This window comes from Paenibacillus sp. 1001270B_150601_E10 (assembly GCF_015558675.1).
Lineage (GTDB): Bacteria > Bacillota > Bacilli > Paenibacillales > Paenibacillaceae > Paenibacillus_B.
Genome location: NZ_JADMOL010000007.1, coordinates 177,957 through 201,177 on the forward strand (window position 1 = coordinate 177,957; position 23,221 = coordinate 201,177).

The following is a 23,221-nucleotide window of genomic DNA, read 5'->3' on the forward strand; positions in this document are numbered from 1 at the left end:
TGTATGTCATTTACAATCTCAATTCTACCCTCGTTAACTCACATGGAAACGTGTATAGCTGTAGCCTTCCTTCGTCTTCTTCACCTCAAGCACCGCAGGAATGGCCGCCTTCAGTTCCTGCACGTGGGAAATGACGCCGATCATACGGCCCGTTTGCTGAAGATCAATCAGCGTATCGATGGCCTTATTGAGCGACTCTTCATCCAATGAGCCAAAGCCTTCATCGATAAACATCGTTTCTAAGGAGATGCCGCCCTCATAGGCCTGAATGACATCCGCCATCCCGAGCGCAAGACATAACGACGCGTTGAATTTCTCCCCGCCGGACAAGGTCTTCACATCACGGAACTGTCCCGTGTAATTGTCATAAACATCAAAGCCAAGCCCGCTCTGGCGTCCCCGCTTCTCCATGCGGTCGCTTCGCACCAAATAGAATTGGCCGCCGGACATCTTATGCAGCCGCTGGTTCGCAGCATGAATAATCTGCTCCAGGAATTCAATCTGAAGATAGCGTTCAAAGGAGATCTTCTTCTCATTCTCGCCCCGCACGACATCGTATAGATCCTTGACCTGCGCATATTCATGCTCGGCCTGCTGCCACTCCTGCTCGATTCGCTCAAGCTCGGCCTGAAGCTTGCATCCCTTCTTGTATCTGCCTTCCGCTTCAAGGCTCGTTTCCCGCTGCTTTTCCACGATGCGCTCCTGCTCTTCTAATTGCAGGAACAGCTGGCTGAGCTCTTGTCTTTCCTTGCCCTGGAGCCTTTGCGTCAGCTCTTCCACGCGCTTCTCGACCGCCGCACAGGCCGTGCGATACTGCTCGATTCTCGCTTTCAACTGTTCGCGCTCAGATACAGACAGCTTGGCGCTTCGATAGGCTTCCTCTGTGCCAAATCCACCCTCACGCAGCGCCTCAAGATAACGCTCCTGTGCCTGCGCGAGCAGCTGCTCAGCTTCTTTCGCCTGCGTCTCCGTGCTGCGAAGGCTCGCAGACGCTTCAATCATCCGTTCATTTGCCTTGCGGTATTCCTCCTGCGCTTGCTTCCAAGCTGCCTCAAGCTTCGCCTTTAGCTGCTCAGACGCCCGAAGCTCCTGCTCCAGCCGTTCAAGCCCTCGAAGCTCCTCCGGCACCGTCGCCACAGCTTGATCATAGCCAGCTTTTGCCGCAGCAAAGGCTTCCTTTGTCTCCAGCAGCGCGGCACTCGCAAGCTCCTTCTGCTTGCGGAGCTCCTCGCATTCGCGCTCAAGCCCTGCAAGCTCCTCCTTCAGCGGCGCCAAGCTTGCCGCCAACTGCTTCAGCTTCGCTTCTTCCTCGTTCAGCTGCTTGCCTTCAGCAACAAGCTGGACGAAGCGCTCCGCGCAATGTTCCAGCTCGAAGCCATATTCGAGCAGCTCGGCTTCTCGCTCCTTTTGCTGCGCTGCATTCGTGCGCAGCTCGGCTACAAGCTCAAGATGAGCCTTCTCCGCTGCCGACTTCTGCTTGCGCATGTGGTCGAGTGCTTCCTTCGTTGGAAGCTCATCTTGCAGCTTCGCCTTCTTCGGATGCTCGCTGCTGCCGCATACAGGACAAGCCTCCCCATCATGAAGATGGCTCGCGAGCAGGCCGGCTTGTCCCTCGATCCATTGCTCCTCGAAATGCACAAGCTCCCGCTCGAGCTTCTGATAAGCCGCTCGCAGCTTCTCCTCCTGTGCCATCAACGCCGTGCGCTCCTCCTGCAGCCGCAAGTAATGCTTCATGCTTTGCGCCTGCTGGCGAAGCAAGCTGAGTCGCTCCGTCTTCGCAGGGAGCCCGGCAACGCTTCCTTCCAGCTCGCGAACATTCTGAGCAAACTTCAGGCGGTTCTCTTCATGCGCCTGAAGCTTGGCGGTCAACGCCTCCTGGCTGCTTAGCCGTGCCGATGCCTCCCGCCGCAGCTTCTCCACCTGCTGCTCTTTCGCGGCGAGCTCCTTCACGAGCGGAACATAGCCGTGGAGGCGATCATGATCCTTGAGCGCCTGATCGCGTCGTCCCTGCAAGGCCTCCTCCTGCTTGTACTGCTGATCAGCGGCTTGCAGGGTTGTATTCGCGAGCTCATGCTCATGCTGCGCAGCGTTCCACTGCTCGCGCTTTCGCAGCAGCTCTTGCACCTGCTTCTCGACATGCTCCTCGTGCACTTGAATCGTGACCGCCTTCTCGGCTTGGGCGAGCAGCTCCGTCTGCTCCTCCATCACAGGATGCTCGGCAAGAAGCCTTGCGGCTTCTGCCTTATGCTGCTCCAACTGATCAAACTGCTCGTTTAAGTTCCTTGCCTCGTGGTAAGCCGTTGTAATCTGCTGAAGCTTCGTCAGTTCCTGCTCCCGAAGCTCCTGCTCCCGATGAAGCAGCTGATCCGTATACTCGAGTTCCTTCACCAGCGCCCCCATCACCTGATAGGCGTTGTACTGCTCTTGCGCGAATACCTCTTGGAGCAGAGAGCCTACGCGAGCGCCAAGCTCATCCCGAACCTGATGAAGCTGATAGGTGCGGATGTCGAACAGCTTGGAGCAGGCTTGCTGCTTCTCCTTTCGCTGCTCATTTAAGGCATCTGCCACATATTTATAAAGCCCTGTCTTGAATAGACGCCGCAGAATCTCCTCTTTGTTCTCCGTCTCTGAGGTTAGAAGCTTGCGGAATTCGCCTTGAGGCAGCATCACGATCTGACTGAACTGCTCTTTGGTCAGTCCGATCAAGTCACGTATCTTATCGTTTACTTGCGTCACAATAAAACGATCGGTAAGCGGTACTTCTTTGCCGTCCACCAGCTCATACAGCTCATATCGCTCTCCTGTTGCCACCTTGTTGCCTGCCTTCACGTGCGGGATCTGCCGGAATACGCGGTATGCGCGCCCTTTTAGCTCAAACTCAAAATCAACGGACGTATGCACCTGATCATCCGCAAAATGGCTTCGCAGCAGCCTGCTGTCATTGCGATCCTCGCCGCTCGCTTCTCCGTACAAAGCAAAGCTGATCGCATCGAAGATCGAGGTCTTGCCCGCTCCCGTCTGCCCGGACACCACGAAGAGGCGATTCTCTTTAAGCTCCGTAAAGTCAATCGTCTCCTCGTCCTTATACGGCCCGAAGGCTATCATTTTAAGCTTTAGCGGTCTCAAGTCGCTCTCCCTCCTTCGCGTTAATATCATGCAGCACCTTCATGAACAGCTGCTCTGTATCTTCAGACAAATCTTTGCCCCGAACTTCTTTATAAAAGGCGCGGAAGAGAGATAAATCGTCCATTTTCGCACGACTTTCGTTCGTCTTCTCTTCTCCGTGATTCTCAATGACTGACAGCTTCCGCTCCACATGCATCGCGTTCGGGTACACCGTGCGAATACGCTCCATTGGCGACAGCACAGCTGCTTCATCCAGCAAGCGCACAAATACATAGTCTTCATTGATCTCCTGCCGCTCGATATCTGCGATATACCCCTCCACTCTTCTCATATCACGGCGCGGTTTCAGCTCCCTTTTCTCAACGGTCGCCTTGCCTTCAGCATCAAGCTCAACAACAAGATAGCCTTTTCGATGATTCTCTTCTGAAATGGAGTATTTGAGCGGCGAGCCCGCATAACGAATCGTCTCATTTGCAACATGATGAGCCTGATGAAGATGACCAAGCGCCGTATAATGAAAGCCTGTAAAGTGCTTAGCGCTCACATGCTCCGCTCCACCGATAGACAGCGGCCGCTCGGAATCGCTCGTATTGCGCTCAGGCTCGCCTGTTGGCGTTACGAAGGCATGTCCAACCAGCACATGCCTTGCCTGTGGATTCATGCTGCTTCGAATTTGCTCCGTAATCTTGCGCATCGCGTCATCATGCGTTCGAATCTCCTCATCCTGCAGCACATGACGCACCTTCCCCGGCTCGGCATACGGCACGAGATGGAAGTGCACCTCTCCATGCTCATCGCTCAGCACGACCGTTTCACAAGGATCGTTCATTTCCCCGGCAATATGCAGCCCTGCTGCCCTCATCAGGCTGCTCCCAAATTCCAATCGGCTCGGGCTGTCGTGGTTGCCTGCTACCGCTACAACGGGGATTCCCATCTCCATAACTAATTTCACCAGAATCCGATCCAATAGCTGTACGGCCTCTGTCGGAGGCACGGCGCGATCGTACAAATCCCCTGCAACGATGACCACATCCGGCCGGTCCTGCTCGATGTCATGGATGAAATGCTCGAGCACATATTCCTGATCCTCCGTCATATACACACCTTGTACCAGTTTACCGAGGTGCCAATCGGCTGTATGGAAGATTTTCATGGATGTTCGCCCCTTTCTCTCCATATTCTAGTTACAACTCTATTAAAATGATTGAATACTTCGCTTCCAAAAACAGCTATGCATGCCCCGAAGCGCTTTGCTTTTCTATCTTAAATCTGGTCATTACAGCATCTATCATCTTTTCATTTCATTTATGAATACAGCAGATATGGTCACGTACAGTCCTATTGTTCCTGCTGTAAAGTCTGTTCTATCTATTATATCAAAAATGGGATTCCTCTCTCTATGGAGAGAGTTGGGGTAAGATAGATATAAAAAAAGCCGGCTCTAACGACATGTCAGAGACAGCTTTTATGAAAGACGATACGCATTTGGGTGGATTGTGATCGCGATAGCGGCATATATTGCAGCTTTAAATCCCTTGGTTTAGCTTTTTGTTCTTATTTGTCTTTTCAGTGGCCCAGCTAAATGGACAACCTATTTGGTTCCTTTTACCTTAAGAGCAAACACATAGCTGGAGCTTCCTTCCGAAATTCTCTGTTCTTTATCTTTCAGCCAAGTGGCAGAAAGTCCGTAATAATAGGTTCCTTCTTCTTTAGGTGCCTCAAATGCTTGATCCGTAATCTTCACTTCTGATGGGATTCCATCACGAAAGGTGGATAGGCTTGTCTCCGTCGGCTGCTTGCCTTTGAATTTAAACGTGATCGCTGCTTGAGCTGTGACCTGATCGGCTTCTTTATCCTTCAGCAACATCTCAGGATCGGCATAGTCCGCGCATGTATTTCCCCAGCAATAAGAGCTTTGGTAAACAGCAATGGTTTTCCCATTCGCCTGTATGCTAGGCTGAGGCGGTGATGATCCTATGATCTTGTCAACCGCACCACAGCCGCTTAGAATCAGGATGACCATGACGATGCTCATCCCGAACATGCCCCTCTTCATTGAACCCCTCCTTTACGCTCTAGACGTATAAGGTTTACATTTTGTTCCACCTAATCACTGGACATGATATTCTCCCTTTGAACGAATATGTATTCGGGCAAAGACCCATTTCAAGGCACTAAAGTCATCTCTCCCAAACCTCATACAAGACATCTCCATTTTAGATAGATCTGTCTTTCCATTTGGTAAATCGATATCGAACTTACATGATTTCAAATTTAAAACAATAAGGTAGAATAACCGACCGTATCTCGCTCCACTTGTGTGTAAGCGTTCACCATTGCATGCGAGCGTGTCGCCAGGCAGCCACACTTTTTAATTGAGGAGGAGTCTGTTGTGAAGCGAAGCTGGATCAACTCGCCATACAGCTATTCGCTCGGGATGTTTGCCATGATGGTGCCGAGTCAGGCTTTCAGTACGTTTTACAGCTATTATTATGTGGAGAAGCTGGGGCTCGGCATTGGTCTTGCTACGCTCGCCCGTACGCTGTTTCTGATCTGGGATGCGATCAACAATCCATTGTTCGGCTATTGGTCAGACTCCACGAAGTCGCGCTATGGCAGGCGACGGCCTTGGATATTTGGCGCAATCCCGCTGTTTATGATTGCCTTCGTGCTGGTATTCACTCCTCCCACTGAGTTGTCTCAGCATGGGCTGTTTACCTGGTTCCTGCTCTCACTGCTTGCCTTTGAGGCAGTAGCTACAGTACTGTGGGTGAACTACGGCGCTTTATTTCCCGAACTGTACCGCGGCGACCGTATTCGTGCAAAGGCATCTGCGATTCAGCAATCGTATCAAATGGTCGCTCTGCTGCTCGCCTCTGTGCTTGCCCCCCTGCTTGTCAGCTGGTTTAGCTTCTCATGGATGGCGATCATCTTTGCCCTGCTGTTTGGCCTTTGCATGCTGTTATGCATGCTTGCCGTACAAGAACAGCCCCCTCAGCATGAAGGAGAATCGCTTAGGCTGGTCGAAGCCTTCCGAATCACACTCAAAAACAAAAAGTTCTGGATCTTCAACCTGTCCAACTCCTTTGCACAAACGGTAAATGGACTTATCAGCTCCATCATCCCGTTTTATGCCAAATACGTGCTGCATCTGTCTGAAGAAACGGTATCGATCCTGCTCGCATCAGTATTTGTATCGGTCATTCCATTAGTGTTCGTCTGGTATCCGATCGTTCGTCGCTTGCGGGGTGTGGTTGCTTGGAGACTTTCACTGGCTGTATATGGGTTGTCAGTCATTCCGCTCTGGTTCGGCCATGATCTTATCAGCGGCATTTTGGCTGGCATATGCGTTGGTTTTGGGCTAGCTGGGTTCCTTGTCACTCCTCCGGTTCTAGGCGGAAGCATTATTGATGAGGATGCGATGCTGACAGGGCAGCGAAGAGAGGGCATCTACACGGCGGTTGGCGGATTCATTACCCGCTCCAGCGGTCTGATCTCTGCACTTGCTTTCTTTGTCGTCGGCATGCTGTTCGGCTATGTCAGCGGCAGCGAGCCCGGCCCTTATCCAGAATGGACGTTCCGAGTACTGATGAGTGTCGTCCCCTTCTGCTTGTTATTGATTTCCTTCCTGTTGTCCTATGCGGATCGATTCCATTTTCCAAAGCCTGGCGGAGGTGAGCGTCTTCCATGACGATTAGAAAAGGGCTCATTATTAACTGCGACGACTTTGGTCAAAGCAAGGCAGCCAATCAAGCCATTATGCATCTGCTGGAGGAGAGCAAAGTATCCTCTGCCACCATCATGGTGCCGGCCCCAGGATTTGAGGAGGCCGCCCAGTGGTGCGCCAAGCGCAGGCAGCCAAATGTCGGGCTGCATCTGACCTTTAACAGCGAAGCGCTGCATTTGCGCTGGAAAAGCGTGACGGAGCATCCTTCTCTTCACGATGAGCAAGGGTATTTGCATGAGAATGTGGAGCAATTTGAACGGAAGGCATCAACTCAAGCGATCGTTAAAGAAATGGAGGCACAATACGAGCGCGCTCTGAAGCATAGAATGAATCTCAGCCATGTCGATAATCATATGGGCAGTCTTTATGGCATGGCTACAGGACGCAGCCATATTCCGCATATGCTGTGGAAGGCACGACGCTGGAAGCTGCCTGCACGCCTGTTTCGATACATCGATCATACCGACCCGCTTCTTAGCACAATCCCAAATCTAGAGCAGCCGGTAAGAAAGGCCTCTGCTTTAGCGGATGCCTTGGGCGTGCCCATTCCGGATTATCTGCTGTCCCATCCCTATCACGTGCAGGAGCAGGAAACCTATGATTCATTCAAAGCGTGGATTCTCTCAAGGCTGTATCGCTTGCCTGAAGGAATAAGCGAGACCTACTTCCATCCTGGCGCTGATGACCCGTGGATGCAGGCCCATCTCCCAAGCTGGGAGAAGCGCGTATGGGAATATCGTCTGCTGATGGACGAGGATTTCACCTATGCGATGCAAGACGCTGGCGTTGTATTGGCCGACTATCGCTATGTGGAGAAGCACTTGAAGCGCCCCCGTCTTCGTGCCGCTTGGCGGTTGTTGCGATCATAAGAAAGACAAACCGTTGCTGATGGCACATATGATTGTTATATGTCGGCCTACATGGTATTGGTATAAATCATTCCCTTTCACATGGAGCATAGGTATACAAATAATAGTCTTGAAGGCTTCAATGATCAGAGGCATCGTTCCAACATATTAATATCACTTTTTTCATTCGTATATATAAAAAAGAAAGCCTCTTAACCCTCGAGTCTATATCTCATTACTCGCTCGGAGGGATAATCGCGGCTTCCTTGTATTTAGAATCAATCATTTCGTTATCATGAATTCGCACACTGGTCGTGCCATGAGGTAAAGGGACATTTGAAACGAATCTAGCACTTGATCAATCTTGATTTAAGATTCGTTTACAAAGGCATATATGACATCCAGACCTCATTTTAAAAAAATAGCAACACGTTATACTACTGCCAGTTGTACGCCTTCCTTCTGCAGCAGCTCTCGAATCTGGCGTGCTAATGCCAGCGCATGTGCGCCATCGCCATGGATGCAAATGGTCTCGGCCTTCAGCTTGACCTTTACCTGATCTCGGGAGATGACGGTACCTGACTTGACCATCTGGAGGATCTGCGCTGCCGCGACAGCAGGATCGTGAATGAGCGCGTCCGATTCCTGTCTTGGCGTCAGACTGCCATCCCGGCAATACGTGCGATCCGCAAACACTTCGCTTGCCGTTCGAAGGCCGATCCGCGCGCCAGCCTCAATCAGCTTGCTGCCGGATAAGCCATAGAGCACAAGCTCGGGATTCACCCTGTACACCGCTTCCGCAATGGCTTCCGCAAGCTTGTCCTGCTGAGCGGCCATATTGTACAGAGCACCATGAGGCTTCACGTGGTGCATCTGTCCCCCTTCAGCACGAACAAAGCCACCCAGTGCTCCGATCTGGTACACGGTCATCTCATAAGCCTCATCAGGCGCAATGCTCATATTGCGTCTGCCGAAGCCCGCCAGATCGGGAAGACCGGGATGCGCACCAATGGCAACCCTTTTCTCAAGCGCACTAGCTACTGTTTTTCTCATCGTACTTGGATCACCCGCATGGTATCCGCAAGCAATGTTTACCGATGTAACAAGCTCAAGAATCGCTTCATCATTGCCCATCGAATAAACGCCAAAGCTCTCTCCCATATCGCAGTTCAAGTCTACCGATACCATGTCCTACAAGCCTCCTTGCTTCAAATAGAATCCAATTGCCTGCTCTAGTCTTCCAAAAGACTGTTCTACTGATTGATAGATCCGTTCCGCTTCCTGCAGCGATATTTCCTCAAATCGCATCCAATCCCCTGGTCTCACCTGCGCCAAGACAGAGAGATCCGCGCTGGCTACTTGAGCGATTCTCGGATAACCGCCAACGGTCTGGCGATCTGCCATCAGGATAATTGGACTGCCATCAGGCGGAACCTGAACGGTTCCGAACACGACCGCACTAGACAGCTGCTCTATCTGGCTCTCCCTCTGCATCTCTGGACCCTCCAAGCGATATCCCATTCGATCCGATTGGGACGACACTCGGAATCGATGACTCACAAATTCTTCTCTGCTCCCTTCTGTAAATTGATGATACTCCCTTCCTCGCATAAAACGAATCACCGGATCACCACGGTAGGCAGGACGATTCCGTTCCCCTACAAACCATGAAGCTGCGCTAAATGGCTTTGCATCAAGCTCTTGCCAGAGGCTTGCCATGTAGGACACAGCTAGATTCGCAGCTTTGCCAACAGGAATAACATCCCCTGCCGCAAGCGCCCTCCCTTCGAATCCTCCTATCTGCGCTCGTAAGTAGGTGCTTCTGCTTCCCAGCACCAAGGGCACATCCACGCCTCCCGCTACGGCTAAATAGGCACGTGCCCCGGAAGAACAGGAACCAAACTCCATTATCTCGCCTGCTTGTACCAATACAGGCCGCCATAAAGGAACCGTCTTCCCATTTACCTTCGGCTCAAAAGGAGCCCCGCATATCGCAATGAGCATATCTTGTTCGAATTGTATCGTCGGTCCCCACATGGTCATCTCTAAGGCTGCCGATCCTTGAGGATTGGCCGTCAACAAGTTGGCCGTTCGAAGTGCATAGCTGTCCATAGCCCCACTGGCAACGACGCCTTGCTGCTGGTAACCGCACCTGCCTAGATCCTGAACCGTCGTAAGCAGGCCTGGCTTTATGATCGTTAAGCTCATAACTCCTCCTCTTTCCATTCCGCATATTCTTCTGCTGTTATAGATCGAAAACGAACGATATCTCCCATTTGGATGAGACTAGGCGTTTGACACTCAGGACGAAACAGCCTTCTTGGTGTTCTTCCAATCAGATTCCACCCGCCTGGTGTAGATAGGGGATAGATGCCGGTCTGCTTGCCGCCAATTCCGACTGAGCCTGGCGCAATGCTTACTCTAGGGGTGCTCCTTCTTGGAACCTCAAGCCGTTCCGACATGCCGCCTAGATAAGGGAAGCCCGGAGCAAAGCCTACCATATGAACAAGGTAATCCTGCTTGGTGTGCAGGTGAATGACCTCTCCAACCGAAAGCCCGGCATGCGCTGCAACGGAATCAAGATCTGGACCATACTTACCGCCATAGCATACAGGAATATCAATAACGCTCTGTTCTTTATCATCTAGAGCTTCCAAACTCGCAAGCAGCTCTTCCAATATCATCTTTATGTATTCAAAAGGAGAGATGAAGGCATGTTCGGGATTCTGATGCAATGAAGCTCTGCCGTATAATGACAAGATCTTCAGCGGATCATAGATCACCGTGACGGTTGTGTACGCAGGGATAATCTCGATCATTTCAGGAAGCTTCCTCTTCTCTAACCCTGTACAAAAAGCGTGGATGCGGCGATGGGTTTCCAGCGCAATGCCGCCACCCCAATCGATGACAAGCGCTTGGTCTCCCAAGGGTTCGATCAAGATCGGCAGCTTTGTATGGCCCGCTGCGAACGATTTTCTTGTTTCTTTTGATTCACACACACTGTACACCCCTGACCTAACTTTTACTTATCCTATTCCTAACAGGCTTCGCGCTGTTCGATTTTATTTGACGGTTTATCATATTCTATCTTAGCACACGGCCATTTTCTTTAATGGGTAAAAAAACACTCTCCAACGATACTGTCAGAGAGTGTTTTTGTTATTCATTATTTAAAGAGAAACGAGAAGGAAATATGCATTTATTTCATCGCTTGCGCAAGCGTTGTAAAGATAACGCCCAAGGCATAGGCTCCTGCATCTGGGTAACCCAGGCTGCGTTCGCCTACGGTACCGGCGCGTCCCATTCTTGCCACGATCGTCTCGGTGTACTTCGCGCCTTGTACGGCTGCTTCTGCGGCTTTAGCAGCCGCCGTCTTGATGTCTTCGCCTTCCTTCGCACTTTGCACCCAGCGATCCGCAAATGGCGCCAACGCATCAACAAGCGTCTTATCGCCAACGACAGCGCCTCTGCCGAAGGAGCGCTCGCCTGTATCCTGAATGCCTTTGACCACGGCTTGCATCATGCTTGCGAATTCGCTGACGCTGACTTCCACCTTCTCACCTGCGGCTTTGCTTGCCGCGCGGAACGCAGAGCCCCAGATCGGACCGGAGGCGCCGCCGCAATACTCCATGATGACTAGAGAGCAGGCGTTCAGGAAGTCCCCAATGGAGGCCGTATGATGTTCCATAATCTCCGCCCATTCGCACTTCAATTGCTTAAAGCCTTTTGCCACGCTCATGCCAAAGTCCCCGTCGCCAGCATGCGAATCCAGCTCGCAGAACGGCACCTCATTTTCAATAATAACCTCACTCATCTTGTCCACAAGATAGATCAGATTATGAAGGGTAAAGGTATTATTGGAGATCACCGCATGCTTAGGATCTGTTTCCGTCTGATACGATACTTTATGGTTCACGGCTTCTTCTGCGATCAATTCTTCCACAGAAAGCGGCAGAAATGGACCTGACACCTGAAGCGCAGGCGTATCACAGTTCGCTGACAAATAATGCTTTAATTCCTCGTCGAGCTTCATGATCGTAACGGAAGCGCCGTCCATATCAATGCTCGTCATGTAGTTGCCGACGAATACTTTGACGATCGACACCGGCTTGTCTTTCAGCGCTGCGACTACTGCATTCGCGAGCAGGTACAATTCCTGCAGTGGCGATCCTCCGAAACCGTTAATCAGAAGCGCAATCTCCAGTGTCGAGCCTTCCAGCAGATTCATGTCGCGAAGGAGATCGTTCACCATCTTGTGCGCCAATTCATCGGCAGAGGCCATCTTCTCTCTGCGAATGCCTGGCTCGCCATGGATGCCAACCCCGTATTCAAGCTCATCTTCGCCCAGCTCAAACGTAGGCGTGCCTTTGGCTGGCACGGTACAGGAGGTCAGGGCGAAGCCGATGCTTCTCGTGTTGTCGATGGCCTTCTGTGCCACAGCCTTTACTTCAGCCAGCTCTTTGCCTTCCTCCGCCGCCGCTCCTGCAATCTTGTGAATAAGCACGGTACCCGCAACGCCTCGTCTGCCTACCGTATACAGGCTATCCTCCACTGCAATATCGTCATCGACTTTGACATAGTCAACAAGCAGGCCATCTTCGCTGGCCAGATGTGCCGCGTTTTTGAAGTTCATGATGTCGCCGCTGTAATTTTTAATGATCATCAGCGTTCCTTTTTGACTAGCCGATGCCTTGAGTCCTTGATACACCTGAATCTGAGATGGGGAGGCGAATACATCTCCGCATACCGCAGCATCAAGCATTCCCTTGCCAACGAATCCCGCATGGGCAGGCTCATGTCCGCTGCCGCCGCCGCTGATCAGGGTCACTTTGTTCGGATTGATTTCTTTTTTCTTGATAATCTTATACTTGCTGTTGAACTCAAGCTCTGGATGCGCCAGGACAAGCCCTCTGCACATTTCCCTTACTAATGTTTCTGGCTTGTTCATGATTTTTTTCATCGTGCTCATCCTTTCCTTACAGAGGTTCTATACGGTGTGCTGCTCTTTAAATTGTCGCCCGATCTGGTCGGCTACGATAATCGCTGCCACGACGTCTTCTTCTTTAACCGGGAATGGCATGGAATGAATCGATTCTTCTGGGATGCAGGCTTTCGCCGCAACCTGGAACAGTTCCTCTCTCGTCACCTCGGTCACGCCGAGATCCGCAAGGCATACAGGCAATCCTACGGACAAGCAGAAGCCAAGCACTTCATGCATTTCTTCCTTGCTCGCATTCTCAAGCACAAGCTGCACGATCGTCGTAAACGCAACTTTTTCCCCATGATAATAATGATGGGTTCCTTCAAGCACCGTTAAACCATCATGGATGGCATGAGCGGCCGCAAGACCCGCGCTTTCAAAGCCTAATCCAGAAAGCAAAATATTCGTTTCGATAATATTCTCAAGCGCTGGCGTTACAAGGTTCGCATCGCAAGCAAGCTTCGCCTTCAACCCGTCTTCCAGCAGCGTTTCATAGCACAGCTTCGCAAGGCCAAGCGCAGCCTTCGTTCCTTTTGCGGGTTCGCCAACGCCTGCATTTCTGCCGCAAGGAATTCCCGCGTTGACATTGGAGTACGATGCGGCTGTCGCGCGAGCTTCAAAGTATGTCGACATCGCATCTCCCATGCCTGCAACCAGGAAGCGCGTAGGCGCATTGGCAATCACGTTCGTATCGATCATGACGACGCTAGGACTTTGCTTGAAGTACGCATAGTCGTCGAATTCGCCTTCTGGCGTATACAATACCGCGGAATGGCTGGTCGGCGCATCCGTTGCCGCAATGGTCGGCACGATGATCAAGGCATCGCCTTGCGCTACGCATTTTGCCGTATCAATAGCTTTCCCTCCACCAAGGCCAATCGTGCAGGCGCAGTTATGCTGTTTCGCAAGCTCTTGCAGTCTTGCAACTTCTACGCGGGAACACTCTCCGTTGAAACCGCTCTCAACGATTGTGACATTGAACTGCTTCATCGTATGTTCGAGCTTGTCTTTCACGCGTGCTGCGTCATCTTTATGTGCAATCAATAGGGCGGAATCGCCAAACGTCTTAATAAAGTATCCGAGGTTCAAAAGCTCATTTTCACCTTGTACATATTTCGATGGACTAATAAATGCTCTTCTCATTTCATTGTCCTCCTCTGTGTCGTTATATCTCCATTATAGGAAGCCCTTGCCCAAAGGTCATGGAACGTTGAGTGCTATATAAAGCGCTTTCTGATCGTAATATATTGTCTTTTTCAAGCCGAATAGGAATATCTTGTCCTTCGATCATAGGATTATGCTATAATGGCGGCAGATAGAGGTATGGCTATAACAAACAGGATAGCCTTTTACGAGGCTTGAGATTGTTGGTCATTAAGAGTCTACACTTCATATAAGGGGGAACATGAATGAGCTCACACTTTAAGTTGGACACCATTATCGATCTGGAAAAGTGGCAGAAGCTGCAGGACTCCCTATCCCTGGTCACGAACATGGCCATCATTACGACAGATTATAAAGGCGTCCCCGTGACGAAGCACAGCAAATGCCAAAGCTTCTGTCAGGCCGTGCGAAAAGACAGCGTCTTATCACAGTACTGCCAAAAGTGCGATGCACGCGGCGGCCTTGAGGCGGTAAGGCTGAATAAGCCTTATCTGTACTTGTGTCACTTTAATATCATTGACATTGCCATTCCCATCATTGTTCAAAATCAATATATTGGGGCGATTATGGCCGGACAGGTCAAGCTTAAGGAGCCGTTAATGGAGCTTGAGCAGATCGTCACTCGACCTCCTCATGCAAGCGCGGATCAAACCGTGCAAAGTCTTACTCATGAATATGCTGCTATCCCCGAGTTGTCCTACGAGGAGATCAACACTATATCAGAGATGCTCTATCATTTATGCAATTATATCGTCGAAGAAGCGATTCAAAAAAATGCAACGATCGATATGTACAAACAGGCGCTAGCGGTAGACAAACCTCTTGCAGGCTCATTGTCACTTACCGATCAGTCCTTCCGCCAGATGGAGTCACTGAAGAAGGAGCTTGAAAACACGCTGATTGACAGCAAGCTTCATCACATGACGAGCCAAAGAAGAGTCGCCAAGAATTCCATGCTTCAGCCGGCATTTGACTATATTTATGCGCATAAAAATGCGAATCACAAGCTTGAAGATATGGCGGAAATTTGCCATGTCAGTCCAAGCTACTTCAGCCGTATGTTCAAGAAGGAAACAGGCGAGAATTTCTCGATCTTCCTTCCCCGCTTGAAGATGGAATGGGCCAAGCAGCTTCTGGAAACATCGGATATGTCGATCACGGCAATCAGCAATGAGCTCGGCTTCAGCGAGCCAAGCTACTTCATCAAGACGTTTAAGCGATTTGAGCGGATTACGCCAGCAGTGTATCGTGAGGTGTATCAGGAGAAGTAGGATGATAGCTTTCTATAAAGCGATTCTCCCCACTTCTACACGTTTTGGAACTAAAAAGGGGCAGAAAGTCCTTCAGGATCCTCCTGCCCTCTTCGTCATACAAACTGTACTTATTTCATCGTAATCGAAATATGGTTATTGGCCTGCTGCCAATCAACCTTCGCTCCCAACGATTCGCTGATAAAGCGAAGCGGCAAATAAGCGGTTCCCGCTACGGTAAACGGTGCATTCTGAAGCTCCACTGGCTTACCGTCCAGCTTCGTTGTACCTGTCTTCATGTCGATCGTAATCATCAGGCTGTCCTCGCCGTCCTTCTTCTGCACGACAGTGGCTGTCTTCGTGTTGTCATCCCAACCGATCTCAGCACCGAGCTTGCTGAAGATCGAACGCAAAGGTACGAATGCCTGACCATTGCGTATCATCGCTCCGCTAGTCAATTGCGGCGTTTCTCCATTTAAATTCACCGTAATCGGTTTTTGCAACGGAACCGGCTTCGTGTGCATGAATTCATAATCTCCGTAGCCGAGCTCGGCATTCTTATTCACACCCCATCCCCAGAGGGAGCCATCTTTCTTTTCCATAAAGAAATGGCGAGATGAAGGAGCGATCTGCACCACATCTGAAGCAAGCAGCTCAAATTTCGGATTGGCTGACATCTGTTTATTTTCAATCGAAGTGCTGTACACCTTATTATCTGTTGTCCAAACGATCAAGCTGCGCTCCACAACAAAAGCATCCTTCACCTTATTGATGCTCTTGATTTGTACAGGGGTCCCTTCATGATACTGCGTACCATCCGACACGCCTGTTACCGTCCCACCTAGAAACCACAGCTTCGCATTCGCATCAATCGCAAGCGTGGTCACACCATTGTAGTAGATTTTTTGAATGTTCGATATACCTTTCCACTTGGCAGGAGCAGTGGATTGTCCGGCAGCAACCTGCGTAGGGAATCTCCACACCGTTCCGTCAGCAGCCAGCGCAAGCTCGTTTGATAAGCTTTTTACCTTAGGCAGACCAGGAACCTGCTTCACCTTGTCGAGCTTTCCACCTTCATTCTGCCAGACCGTGCCGTCCTTCCGGAGGAACAGCCACTTTCCTTCCACTTTATAATCTTCGAACGGAGGCTCCAGTCTAGGAATAGTCTGATCGTAATAACTGACAGCTGCCACCTCGTCCAGCAAAGCGCTCGGCTTAACGCTCGTTTCCTCGGCATTCTTGGTTTGGATGATGTACAGATGCCCTTCCTTGCCCACAGCTACATAAAAAAGGCTTCCACCGACAATGTCAACCAAATCACGGACGCCCTCAAGCTGGAACAGCTTCTCTTTATTCGGACTCCATCTGTAGGTCGGCTGATAAAACCAGACCGTTCCATCCTTTTTTTGAATAAAGTTGTCGCTAATGATCCGATCCACATCGGATAACGCCACAACCTGTGTCGGGACAGGCTTTGTATCCCCCCAGTTCCAAAATGTGCCTTCTGTTTTCACTAATGAAGTTGTCTCAAAGCTAGTCACATTGGAATCCGTCTTTGATTCCGCAGCGTATGCTGGCAGCGAGATAGACATCCCCAATGCCGCTACACTTAAGCTAAGAAGCCATTTTCGCATATTCATATGATTGCACTCCTATAAGTTAAATGTTGGTATATCCTATTAGACGCTACGAGTATATAGGAAGTTTCATAATGTTTCATTGATGAAAATGCGGTGCAGTTGATTGGTCAGCAACTACCTGATCAAGTATATCGTTACGTTTAACCTCTCCATTTGTTATATCTTGAAAAGTAAATTCATAGATGAATTCCCCTTTAAAATGCTGGTATGAAATATATGACACAACAAATCGATAAAAAGTTTCATGCCTTCGAAAGCTTCCATAAAAGTAAAGCAGAAATTTGTGGCGAAGCATGAAGCACGTCCATCTTGTTCTCCGCCTAAGCTTGAGCACACTTTTCTGACAAACAGAACAGAGTACTGCTTGGTTTTTTTAGGAAATTAAAGTATTTTCCATTCCTTTTCCATATAAGATAATCTTTAAAGACACCTGACAATGGCTGACCCCTTACCTCAAGCTGAAAATGCCGATTGTTTCAGTCTTTAAGCAAAGGAGGAAATCATGGCTACGATCCAAAGGGTTGGAGAAGAATTATTGATTAATACGACAGGCGGGCTCAACTATCAGCCAACGATTACAGGGAGTGGAGGACCGGTTAACGAGAGCATTCTGATCGCATGGAACAGTGCAAGTGAAAACCAATTCAGAGGACAATGGATCGAGGCTGTTGGCGGAACAAAGAATGGTGAGAATTTCATCATACCCACATCACCAATCGGTGTTATATCTAAACCGTCGATTGATGGGCTTTTTTATCCCGGAGGGTTTGTTGCGGTGTGGCTTGATGAAGGTGATCGCAAGATCAAAGGACAACGGTATACCGCCGCTGGATCGAAGGTCGGTGATGAGTTTCAGGTTGGCGGCGCTGCGGGTGAAGGAGCACTCAGACCTGTCATCTTGGTTCTGAATCCAGATTCCTTTGTCGTCGCATGGACAGGTAATAATTTGAATGCTTCCCCTTCCGAGCGCCCACGACCTTGGATGCAAATCTTCAGCACAGATGGAACAAGTCTAGGCAGCTTTCCCGTTAATACCACGATGGACGAAGACAACCCATTCCATTATGGTCCTCAAATTACCAGGTTGGCAGATGGAAGATTCGTCATTGCGTGGACGCAGGATCTGATATTCGGCGGGCCTCGAGTGCTGGGTCAAATTTTTAACCCTGATGGGTCAAAGTCGGGAGAGGAATTTAGGATTAACACCCGTTCCGTTCCACGTCAAGAAAATATCGCGATTACAGGCATTGTCGATGGAAACTTCGTCGGTGCGTGGGTAGCTGGCGACAATACGGTAAGGGCCCAATTGTTTAGACCAGATGGTACAAACGTCTATAACTTCGAATTCTTTATTACAGGCAGAGATCAAGGCATCTGTAGAAACCCTGCGCTCACGCCTTTAAACGACGGCGGATTCGTAGCTGCCTGGACGGAGAAGAGTGCAACAAGCGGAGATCCTTCAGGGGATGCTGTGCGGGCGCAGGCTTTTGCTGCTGACGGGTTCGAGAATAGTTCCAAAATCCTCATCAATACGACGACAAACGGTGATCAATTTGGACCTGTTATGACGTCATCCTTTCCTATCTTTAATCACTTTACCGTTGCGTGGGTAAGTAACGATAACCCCAATAGCAATGATTATTTCGTACGCGCACAGGTGTTTCAGGTCACGTAAAAAGGAATTTTCAAATTTAAAGCGGCCTTAAAATGAGAAGATCATTCACCTTCGATACGTCTTACCCACATCACTTCCTCTTCTTTCTATTGCAAAAGAAACTCCTAGTCGTTTCCAGCCGCAATATTTCAAAATCAAAAATCAAGTCGATGTATTGCTCTGATGCCATACATCGACTTGATTTAAAAAAATGGAACTTGCTTCAGTGCTGTATAAGTTGAACCAATGATTGTCTCCCTGCCACTGCAGGGACAAAAGATCCTTACAATCTCGGATCGATCTCTTTCTCGCTTGCTACCTCATACAACAAGTTCGCCGCAATGTCTTTGTACGCTGCATGCGCAGGCGATATCGCTTCAAAAGGAATCGCTAGCATCTGTTGTCCATAACGATACTCGTTCAAGGATGTACGAAGCTTCTGCTTGATATTTTTTTGCTTGATGAGCTTTGCATATTTGTGCGGGAAGCGATAATCATAGCCATACACAATAGATAAATATTCTTTGTTTCTCACTTTCATAAAGGGTACTGCACGAATCCCCGCATCATGTTCCGGTTTAATCACGACGCCCTCCATCCCCTTATCAACTGTAAGCTTGGAGAAGAACTGCTCTGCTTGGAGAACAGAATCCGGCTCCGTGAGATCCAGCATTATGTACTCATCATCGGACAGGAAACGATAGATTTCAGAAGCGCTCTCATCCGGAATACGCTCCTCTCCTGATTCGTAGACCACCTTAAGCAGCGCAAATGGTTTGTACGATAATGGCTGATCACCAGCATACAGCTCAAGCTGTTTTTTATAGGTGTTCACGGCCTCTTCATGCTGGCTTAAGGGCACATACGTCTTGAGTGCATGATGGACATGCTTGTAGCTTTGATAAATAGGACTGCCATACTTCTCGCTCAAGTCTGCCTTCGTCATATGATACTGATCCTTTTCGAATCCGCTGCTTCGGTAGTCAGCTGCGAGCTGTTCGAAGGCTTGCTCAAAGCCATTCTCTCGCAAAAAGGCAAGCTCACTGTCTAATGCCGATTCGATCGGCTTGAACTGTCGCTGAATTAACCCTTCACCCATCGCCTTCCACGGCAGAAGCTCTCCATCCAGAAGCAGCATGGCAATCTGCTGCTCTTGCATATAGCCCTCGAACTTATGAAGCAGTGTTTCATAGATGCTTGTAAGATCCGGCTGCTTCACTAGGTAGCCATTGCGGCTGACTGCGAAGCACTGATCAAGCTCACGGTGAAGATAGATATTGCATCTTGAGCCCATATATTTTGGCTGCAGCACGACCTGATTGACGTTATGGTCTGCAAAATAATTCAGTCCCTGCTGCAACGATTCCAGCTCATGGGCTTCTACATCTTTATCCGCTGGAGACATCGTACCCGATATAAAGTTAATTTGATGGCGCGAGCAATATTGAAGTTTCCGCTGCTCCATATCGCTCAGTTCCTGTACCGCCACCTTAAGCTTCTCCATAAACAGCGTTGGCAACGGCTCATCCACTACAGCCTGCTTTGCGTGATGCGTTTTAAAGAAAGGCTTGTAAGCGATTCGTACAGAAGTCAGCTTATTGCCATGCACGCTGCCTGTATCGATATGAATTTTATTTTTAATCCGAAATGCAGCTTGAGCCGCAATATGACCAAAGATATGGTAAGGATGATTGCTTACAGCCTCTTCCTTCAAGAATGCCAGCTGTTCTTCCAGCAAGGCTTCGCGGTCGATACGGAAATTGCGCTGCTTTCGAGCAGCATAAGCATCCAGTTTGCCGATGTATTTGTTCTTGCACGGCGCATGCGTGATATAGTAGGATGGCGACTGCAAGCCACGATATTGGTAGAAAGGCTTCGACAGGTGCACCAGATGATTGAATTGCTCCATCAGCTCCGCATCCTGCTTCAAGACTTGAATCGAGTCAAAGTAAGCATGCAGAAGCTCCGGCTCGACACCCTGTATTTCCCCCTGCAGATACTTATAAACAAAATTCTCATGATTGCCGAGCACAAAGCGAAAATGCTCCTGATTATGATAGAGAAACGTTATCGTTTCTCTCGTCGCTCTCCCTTTATCAATCCAATCCCCTACAAGTACGATAACGGTATTCTTCAACCGCTCCCCTGGAACAAGCTTGCCTCCTTCCATACGAAAGCCATAGTCGCGAAGCAAGCCCAGCAGATCATCAAGACGCTCATGCACATCGCCAACGATAATATAGTCTTTATCAACAGGCAGGAAGGTTGCTAGATAATCCTGAAGATTATCGATGGTAACGTTATAGTCGGGATTTGCTGCTTTCATATCCTCATTATAAAAATCTTTCGCCCGCACCCGATGCACTCTCGCATAGCCTTCCTTGGCTAATGCACGCAGCACCTCTTTCTTTAATCGAGTCATGTGCTGGGTGATCAATCGCTTGGAACGCTCAGAAGCATAATAGTCTTCACGCTTGCGATAATCGTACAGAATCACTTCTACGTTATAATGATGGTCCTTTGCAATCTCCCGTACTTTTGCTCGATAATCCTCCGCAAGCCCAGTTGTATCTAGAATGACGAACTCCGCATGAATCGGGAAGGAGGCTGCCATTTTTAATTTTTCAAATAATAGATGAAAGGCCTGTTCACTCGATTCCAGCATCACCTGATCATACTTGTCATAATCGTATCCCAGCACCTCTTGGCGAATCTCATCCGAGGACAGATACTGGATATTCGGTTGTATCGAACCGATAAACTTGCTTTTTAGCATTGGAATAAGCACTTCTTTGGCAAATGTAGTCTTTCCACACTCCGTTGGCCCGACCATCAAATAAATCGTATGCAGACTAGTGACGATCTCCACCTTGTTCCCCTCTCTTTCTTATAACAACACCTTGCGTTGTCGCGATGCCGTTTACCTTGTCACCGATGGCCAAGTATTCATAATCGAACCATTCTGATGACAAAACCTGACTGAACCATGATTGGAATTCCTTCTCTCCCATCTCCCAGCGATGATCCAGATGACGGTACGCTGTGATTTCGTAAAAAGCATTAAAATCCGCATTCGGAGTCGTGATGATAAAATACTCAAAATCAATGTTATGGCAAATGGATTGAACCAGCCTCGCTGCCTCATCCTTGCTCATATGCTCGATGACTTCAGTTAGAATCACATCCACTTGCTCTCCGTTATAGGTATCTACAAACTGCTCAATGGACGCATAGGTGATGAGGTGATCTAAATCCTTGGCGCTTGCTTTTCTTTCGACAACCCGCAGCAGCTCCTCATTAATATCCACTGCATAGTAGTGCCCCTCTACTTTTCCTGCATAAGGAATTGCATAGAAGCCCTCCCCGCATCCCACATCGAGAATCGATTTGTTGAATGGAAGCATTCGGCTTATGGTATTTCTTCGCTGTGTCGCCGTACCGCCATAATCCAGCTGAAGTGAATAACGCTGGGTTTCTTCAAGCATTCCTTTATACTTGCGATGGCGCTCTCTTGAATTTAAGAAGTTGCGAGCGAATAAGCTGCGAATATAGTATGGCGCATCGATTACCTGTACACTCTTGATATATTTCTCAATAATGCTGTCTGACACATCGATATATTCGCGCCCAAACATGGAGAGAAATAAGCAGAGCACACTGATGACATGAAGCAGCTCATATAGGCTCTTGTGTGTGCTCACACGAAGCGCATAGCTTTTATCCTCACGATGCTCAAGCTCGAAATCATAATCGCTAAAATGCTTTATGAAAAAATGGATATACTGCAGCTTCTCGACGTGTATCATGTTGATATAAATAGAATGCTTATATCCTGCGATATCCTCATCACTCTGTGCTTTTAATGAAGCGGACAGAAATTCATTGATTGCATTCAACGGGAACAACGGCGTGTTATATCGCGATACATTCAAATACTCGAACGCTTCATCCGCATCCCGCTTATAGGAGATGTCATTATCTGCGTCCTTGAAATAAATGTTGTAGGTATTGGCATCGCTATACCAGCCGTATGCTATTCCCTTGCGTATATCTCTAAGAATCATCCCATTGCTCGGATTCTTCCGAATCATATAGGAGAACTTTGGATTTGTTGATGCTGCTTGTATGATCGCCATATCTAATCTCCTTTCTATGGCAGGGCATCGGTTATTGCGGCTTGGAACCATTCATCCAGCACGACATCGTAATTATCCTTGTATGCTGGAATGCTAGAAGCTAAAGCCTCATAATAAGCCAGCTTCTCCTCGATAAAGCGGTTGATAATCGGAAGATGGTGCTCTATATCAAGCTCTTCTCCTGCCTTCTTTCTAGTAAGCAGGCGACTAATCTCCTTGTACAGCTCCGTGTCTGCCGAGACCAATCGTTCAAGTAATGTCGAAAACGCGATCGGCGGAGTGGTTTGAGCTTCCTCAATCCACTGACAGGCAAGAATCGGTCTAAGGACATAAAAGTACTTTTTGATCCTCACCTTCTCCCCCTGCAGGTACTCCCGGTAATTGCCTCTCGCCATATGCAGGTAGTGATACATGCATGCCCGTTGTGAAAAGGAACGGACCGACTGCTTGCGAAGCTTATCCATAACCGAATGATTCTCCATATACACAATCGGTGATTGCAGCCACTCCAGCAGTGGCGGATTGGATTTGCGATATAAGAGAAGGGCTTTCTTCAAGTCCCAGCCGCTGATATCGAGCATGTCGCTGATGGGGCGCTCGATGACATCCCGTTTCTGAAATAGAGATAAATAATCCTCTTTCTTGCGTACATATATAAAACGAACATCATAATCGCTATCATGTGAAGGGAAGCC

General features: G+C 49.1%; 16 protein-coding genes. 4 read left to right on the forward strand and 12 right to left on the reverse strand.

Features of this window, described 5'->3' with window-relative positions:
• Positions 1-33: 33 nt before the first annotated feature.
• The 3 genes from I2H74_RS16920 to I2H74_RS16930 all read right to left on the reverse strand — a co-directional run bounded on the left by I2H74_RS16920 (position 34) and on the right by I2H74_RS16930 (position 5,182).
• A complete protein-coding gene (locus tag I2H74_RS16920; RefSeq protein ID WP_195575404.1) occupies positions 34-3,126 on the reverse strand; it encodes an AAA family ATPase in 3,093 nt (1,030 codons plus the stop codon).
• Positions 3,107-4,279, reverse strand: coding sequence for an exonuclease SbcCD subunit D (locus I2H74_RS16925; RefSeq protein ID WP_195575405.1), 1,173 nt, complete (start codon positions 4,277-4,279; stop codon positions 3,107-3,109). The genes I2H74_RS16920 and I2H74_RS16925 overlap by 20 nt, the downstream gene beginning before the upstream one ends.
• 438 nt (positions 4,280-4,717) lie before the next feature.
• Positions 4,718-5,182, reverse strand: a complete 465-nt coding sequence (locus I2H74_RS16930) for a hypothetical protein (protein WP_195575406.1) — start codon at positions 5,180-5,182, stop codon at positions 4,718-4,720.
• A 336-nt stretch (positions 5,183-5,518) separates the two neighbouring features.
• Between I2H74_RS16930 and I2H74_RS16935 the strand changes: the two genes are divergently transcribed.
• On the forward strand, positions 5,519-6,817 hold the full coding sequence (locus tag I2H74_RS16935) for an MFS transporter (protein ID WP_195575407.1): 1,299 nt from the start codon (positions 5,519-5,521) through the stop codon (positions 6,815-6,817).
• On the forward strand, positions 6,814-7,722 hold the full coding sequence (locus I2H74_RS16940) for a polysaccharide deacetylase family protein (RefSeq protein WP_195575408.1): 909 nt from the start codon (positions 6,814-6,816) through the stop codon (positions 7,720-7,722). The genes I2H74_RS16935 and I2H74_RS16940 overlap by 4 nt, the downstream gene beginning before the upstream one ends.
• 411 nt (positions 7,723-8,133) lie before the next feature.
• Here the strand turns inward: I2H74_RS16940 and I2H74_RS16945 are convergent, their stop codons facing one another.
• The 5 genes from I2H74_RS16945 to I2H74_RS16965 form a co-directional block, all read right to left on the reverse strand.
• Entirely contained in the window at positions 8,134-8,889 is a 756-nt protein-coding gene (locus I2H74_RS16945; protein ID WP_195575409.1) for a LamB/YcsF family protein, read from the reverse strand.
• Between the two features lie 3 nt (positions 8,890-8,892).
• On the reverse strand, positions 8,893-9,909 hold the full coding sequence (locus tag I2H74_RS16950; protein ID WP_195575410.1) for a biotin-dependent carboxyltransferase family protein: 1,017 nt from the start codon (positions 9,907-9,909) through the stop codon (positions 8,893-8,895).
• Entirely contained in the window at positions 9,906-10,700 is a 795-nt protein-coding gene (pxpB, locus tag I2H74_RS16955; protein ID WP_324254091.1) for a 5-oxoprolinase subunit PxpB, read from the reverse strand. The genes I2H74_RS16950 and pxpB overlap by 4 nt, the downstream gene beginning before the upstream one ends.
• A 200-nt stretch (positions 10,701-10,900) precedes the next feature.
• Positions 10,901-12,661, reverse strand: coding sequence for a dihydroxyacetone kinase subunit DhaK (gene dhaK / locus I2H74_RS16960; protein ID WP_195575411.1), 1,761 nt, complete (start codon positions 12,659-12,661; stop codon positions 10,901-10,903).
• 27 nt (positions 12,662-12,688) lie between these two features.
• The gene (locus I2H74_RS16965; RefSeq protein WP_195575412.1) at positions 12,689-13,825 is read right to left on the reverse strand and encodes a glycerol dehydrogenase; all 1,137 of its coding nucleotides are present in this window, start codon (positions 13,823-13,825) and stop codon (positions 12,689-12,691) included.
• A 266-nt stretch (positions 13,826-14,091) separates the two neighbouring features.
• On the opposite strand from I2H74_RS16965, the gene I2H74_RS16970 reads away from it, so the two are divergent.
• Positions 14,092-15,117: a PocR ligand-binding domain-containing protein gene (locus tag I2H74_RS16970; protein WP_195575413.1), complete on the forward strand. Its 1,026-nt coding sequence runs from the start codon at positions 14,092-14,094 to the stop codon at positions 15,115-15,117.
• 110 nt (positions 15,118-15,227) lie between these two features.
• Here I2H74_RS16970 and I2H74_RS16975 read toward each other — a convergent pair whose 3' ends face one another.
• Positions 15,228-16,736: a stalk domain-containing protein gene (locus I2H74_RS16975; RefSeq protein ID WP_195575414.1), complete on the reverse strand. Its 1,509-nt coding sequence runs from the start codon at positions 16,734-16,736 to the stop codon at positions 15,228-15,230.
• A 502-nt stretch (positions 16,737-17,238) separates the two neighbouring features.
• Here I2H74_RS16975 and I2H74_RS16980 point away from each other — a divergent pair.
• Entirely contained in the window at positions 17,239-18,411 is a 1,173-nt protein-coding gene (locus I2H74_RS16980; RefSeq protein ID WP_195575415.1) for a hypothetical protein, read from the forward strand.
• A 262-nt stretch (positions 18,412-18,673) separates the two neighbouring features.
• Here the strand turns inward: I2H74_RS16980 and I2H74_RS16985 are convergent, their stop codons facing one another.
• The 3 genes from I2H74_RS16985 to I2H74_RS16995 all read right to left on the reverse strand — a co-directional run.
• On the reverse strand, positions 18,674-21,259 hold the full coding sequence (locus tag I2H74_RS16985) for a metallophosphoesterase (protein ID WP_195575416.1): 2,586 nt from the start codon (positions 21,257-21,259) through the stop codon (positions 18,674-18,676).
• Positions 21,243-22,526 carry a class I SAM-dependent methyltransferase gene (locus I2H74_RS16990; RefSeq protein WP_195575417.1) on the reverse strand — a complete coding sequence of 428 codons (1,284 nt, stop codon included), beginning with the start codon at positions 22,524-22,526 and terminating at the stop codon, positions 21,243-21,245. The genes I2H74_RS16985 and I2H74_RS16990 overlap by 17 nt, the downstream gene beginning before the upstream one ends.
• A gap of 14 nt (positions 22,527-22,540) precedes the next feature.
• A partial coding sequence (locus I2H74_RS16995) for a nucleotidyltransferase domain-containing protein (RefSeq protein WP_229106767.1) occupies positions 22,541-23,221 on the reverse strand: 681 nt, incomplete at its 5' end.

Coding starts and splice junctions, on each gene's coding strand:
- I2H74_RS16925 (WP_195575405.1), bottom strand. CDS start 4,279: ATGAAAATCTTCCATACAGCCGATTGGCACCTCGGTAAACTGGTACAA.
- I2H74_RS16930 (WP_195575406.1), bottom strand. CDS start 5,182: ATGAAGAGGGGCATGTTCGGGATGAGCATCGTCATGGTCATCCTGATT.
- I2H74_RS16940 (WP_195575408.1), top strand. CDS start 6,814: ATGACGATTAGAAAAGGGCTCATTATTAACTGCGACGACTTTGGTCAA.
- I2H74_RS16945 (WP_195575409.1), bottom strand. CDS start 8,889: ATGGTATCGGTAGACTTGAACTGCGATATGGGAGAGAGCTTTGGCGTT.
- I2H74_RS16950 (WP_195575410.1), bottom strand. CDS start 9,909: ATGAGCTTAACGATCATAAAGCCAGGCCTGCTTACGACGGTTCAGGAT.
- dhaK (WP_195575411.1), bottom strand. CDS start 12,661: ATGAAAAAAATCATGAACAAGCCAGAAACATTAGTAAGGGAAATGTGC.
- I2H74_RS16965 (WP_195575412.1), bottom strand. CDS start 13,825: ATGAGAAGAGCATTTATTAGTCCATCGAAATATGTACAAGGTGAAAAT.
- I2H74_RS16970 (WP_195575413.1), top strand. CDS start 14,092: ATGAGCTCACACTTTAAGTTGGACACCATTATCGATCTGGAAAAGTGG.
- I2H74_RS16975 (WP_195575414.1), bottom strand. CDS start 16,736: ATGAATATGCGAAAATGGCTTCTTAGCTTAAGTGTAGCGGCATTGGGG.
- I2H74_RS16980 (WP_195575415.1), top strand. CDS start 17,239: ATGGCTACGATCCAAAGGGTTGGAGAAGAATTATTGATTAATACGACA.
- I2H74_RS16990 (WP_195575417.1), bottom strand. CDS start 22,526: ATGGCGATCATACAAGCAGCATCAACAAATCCAAAGTTCTCCTATATG.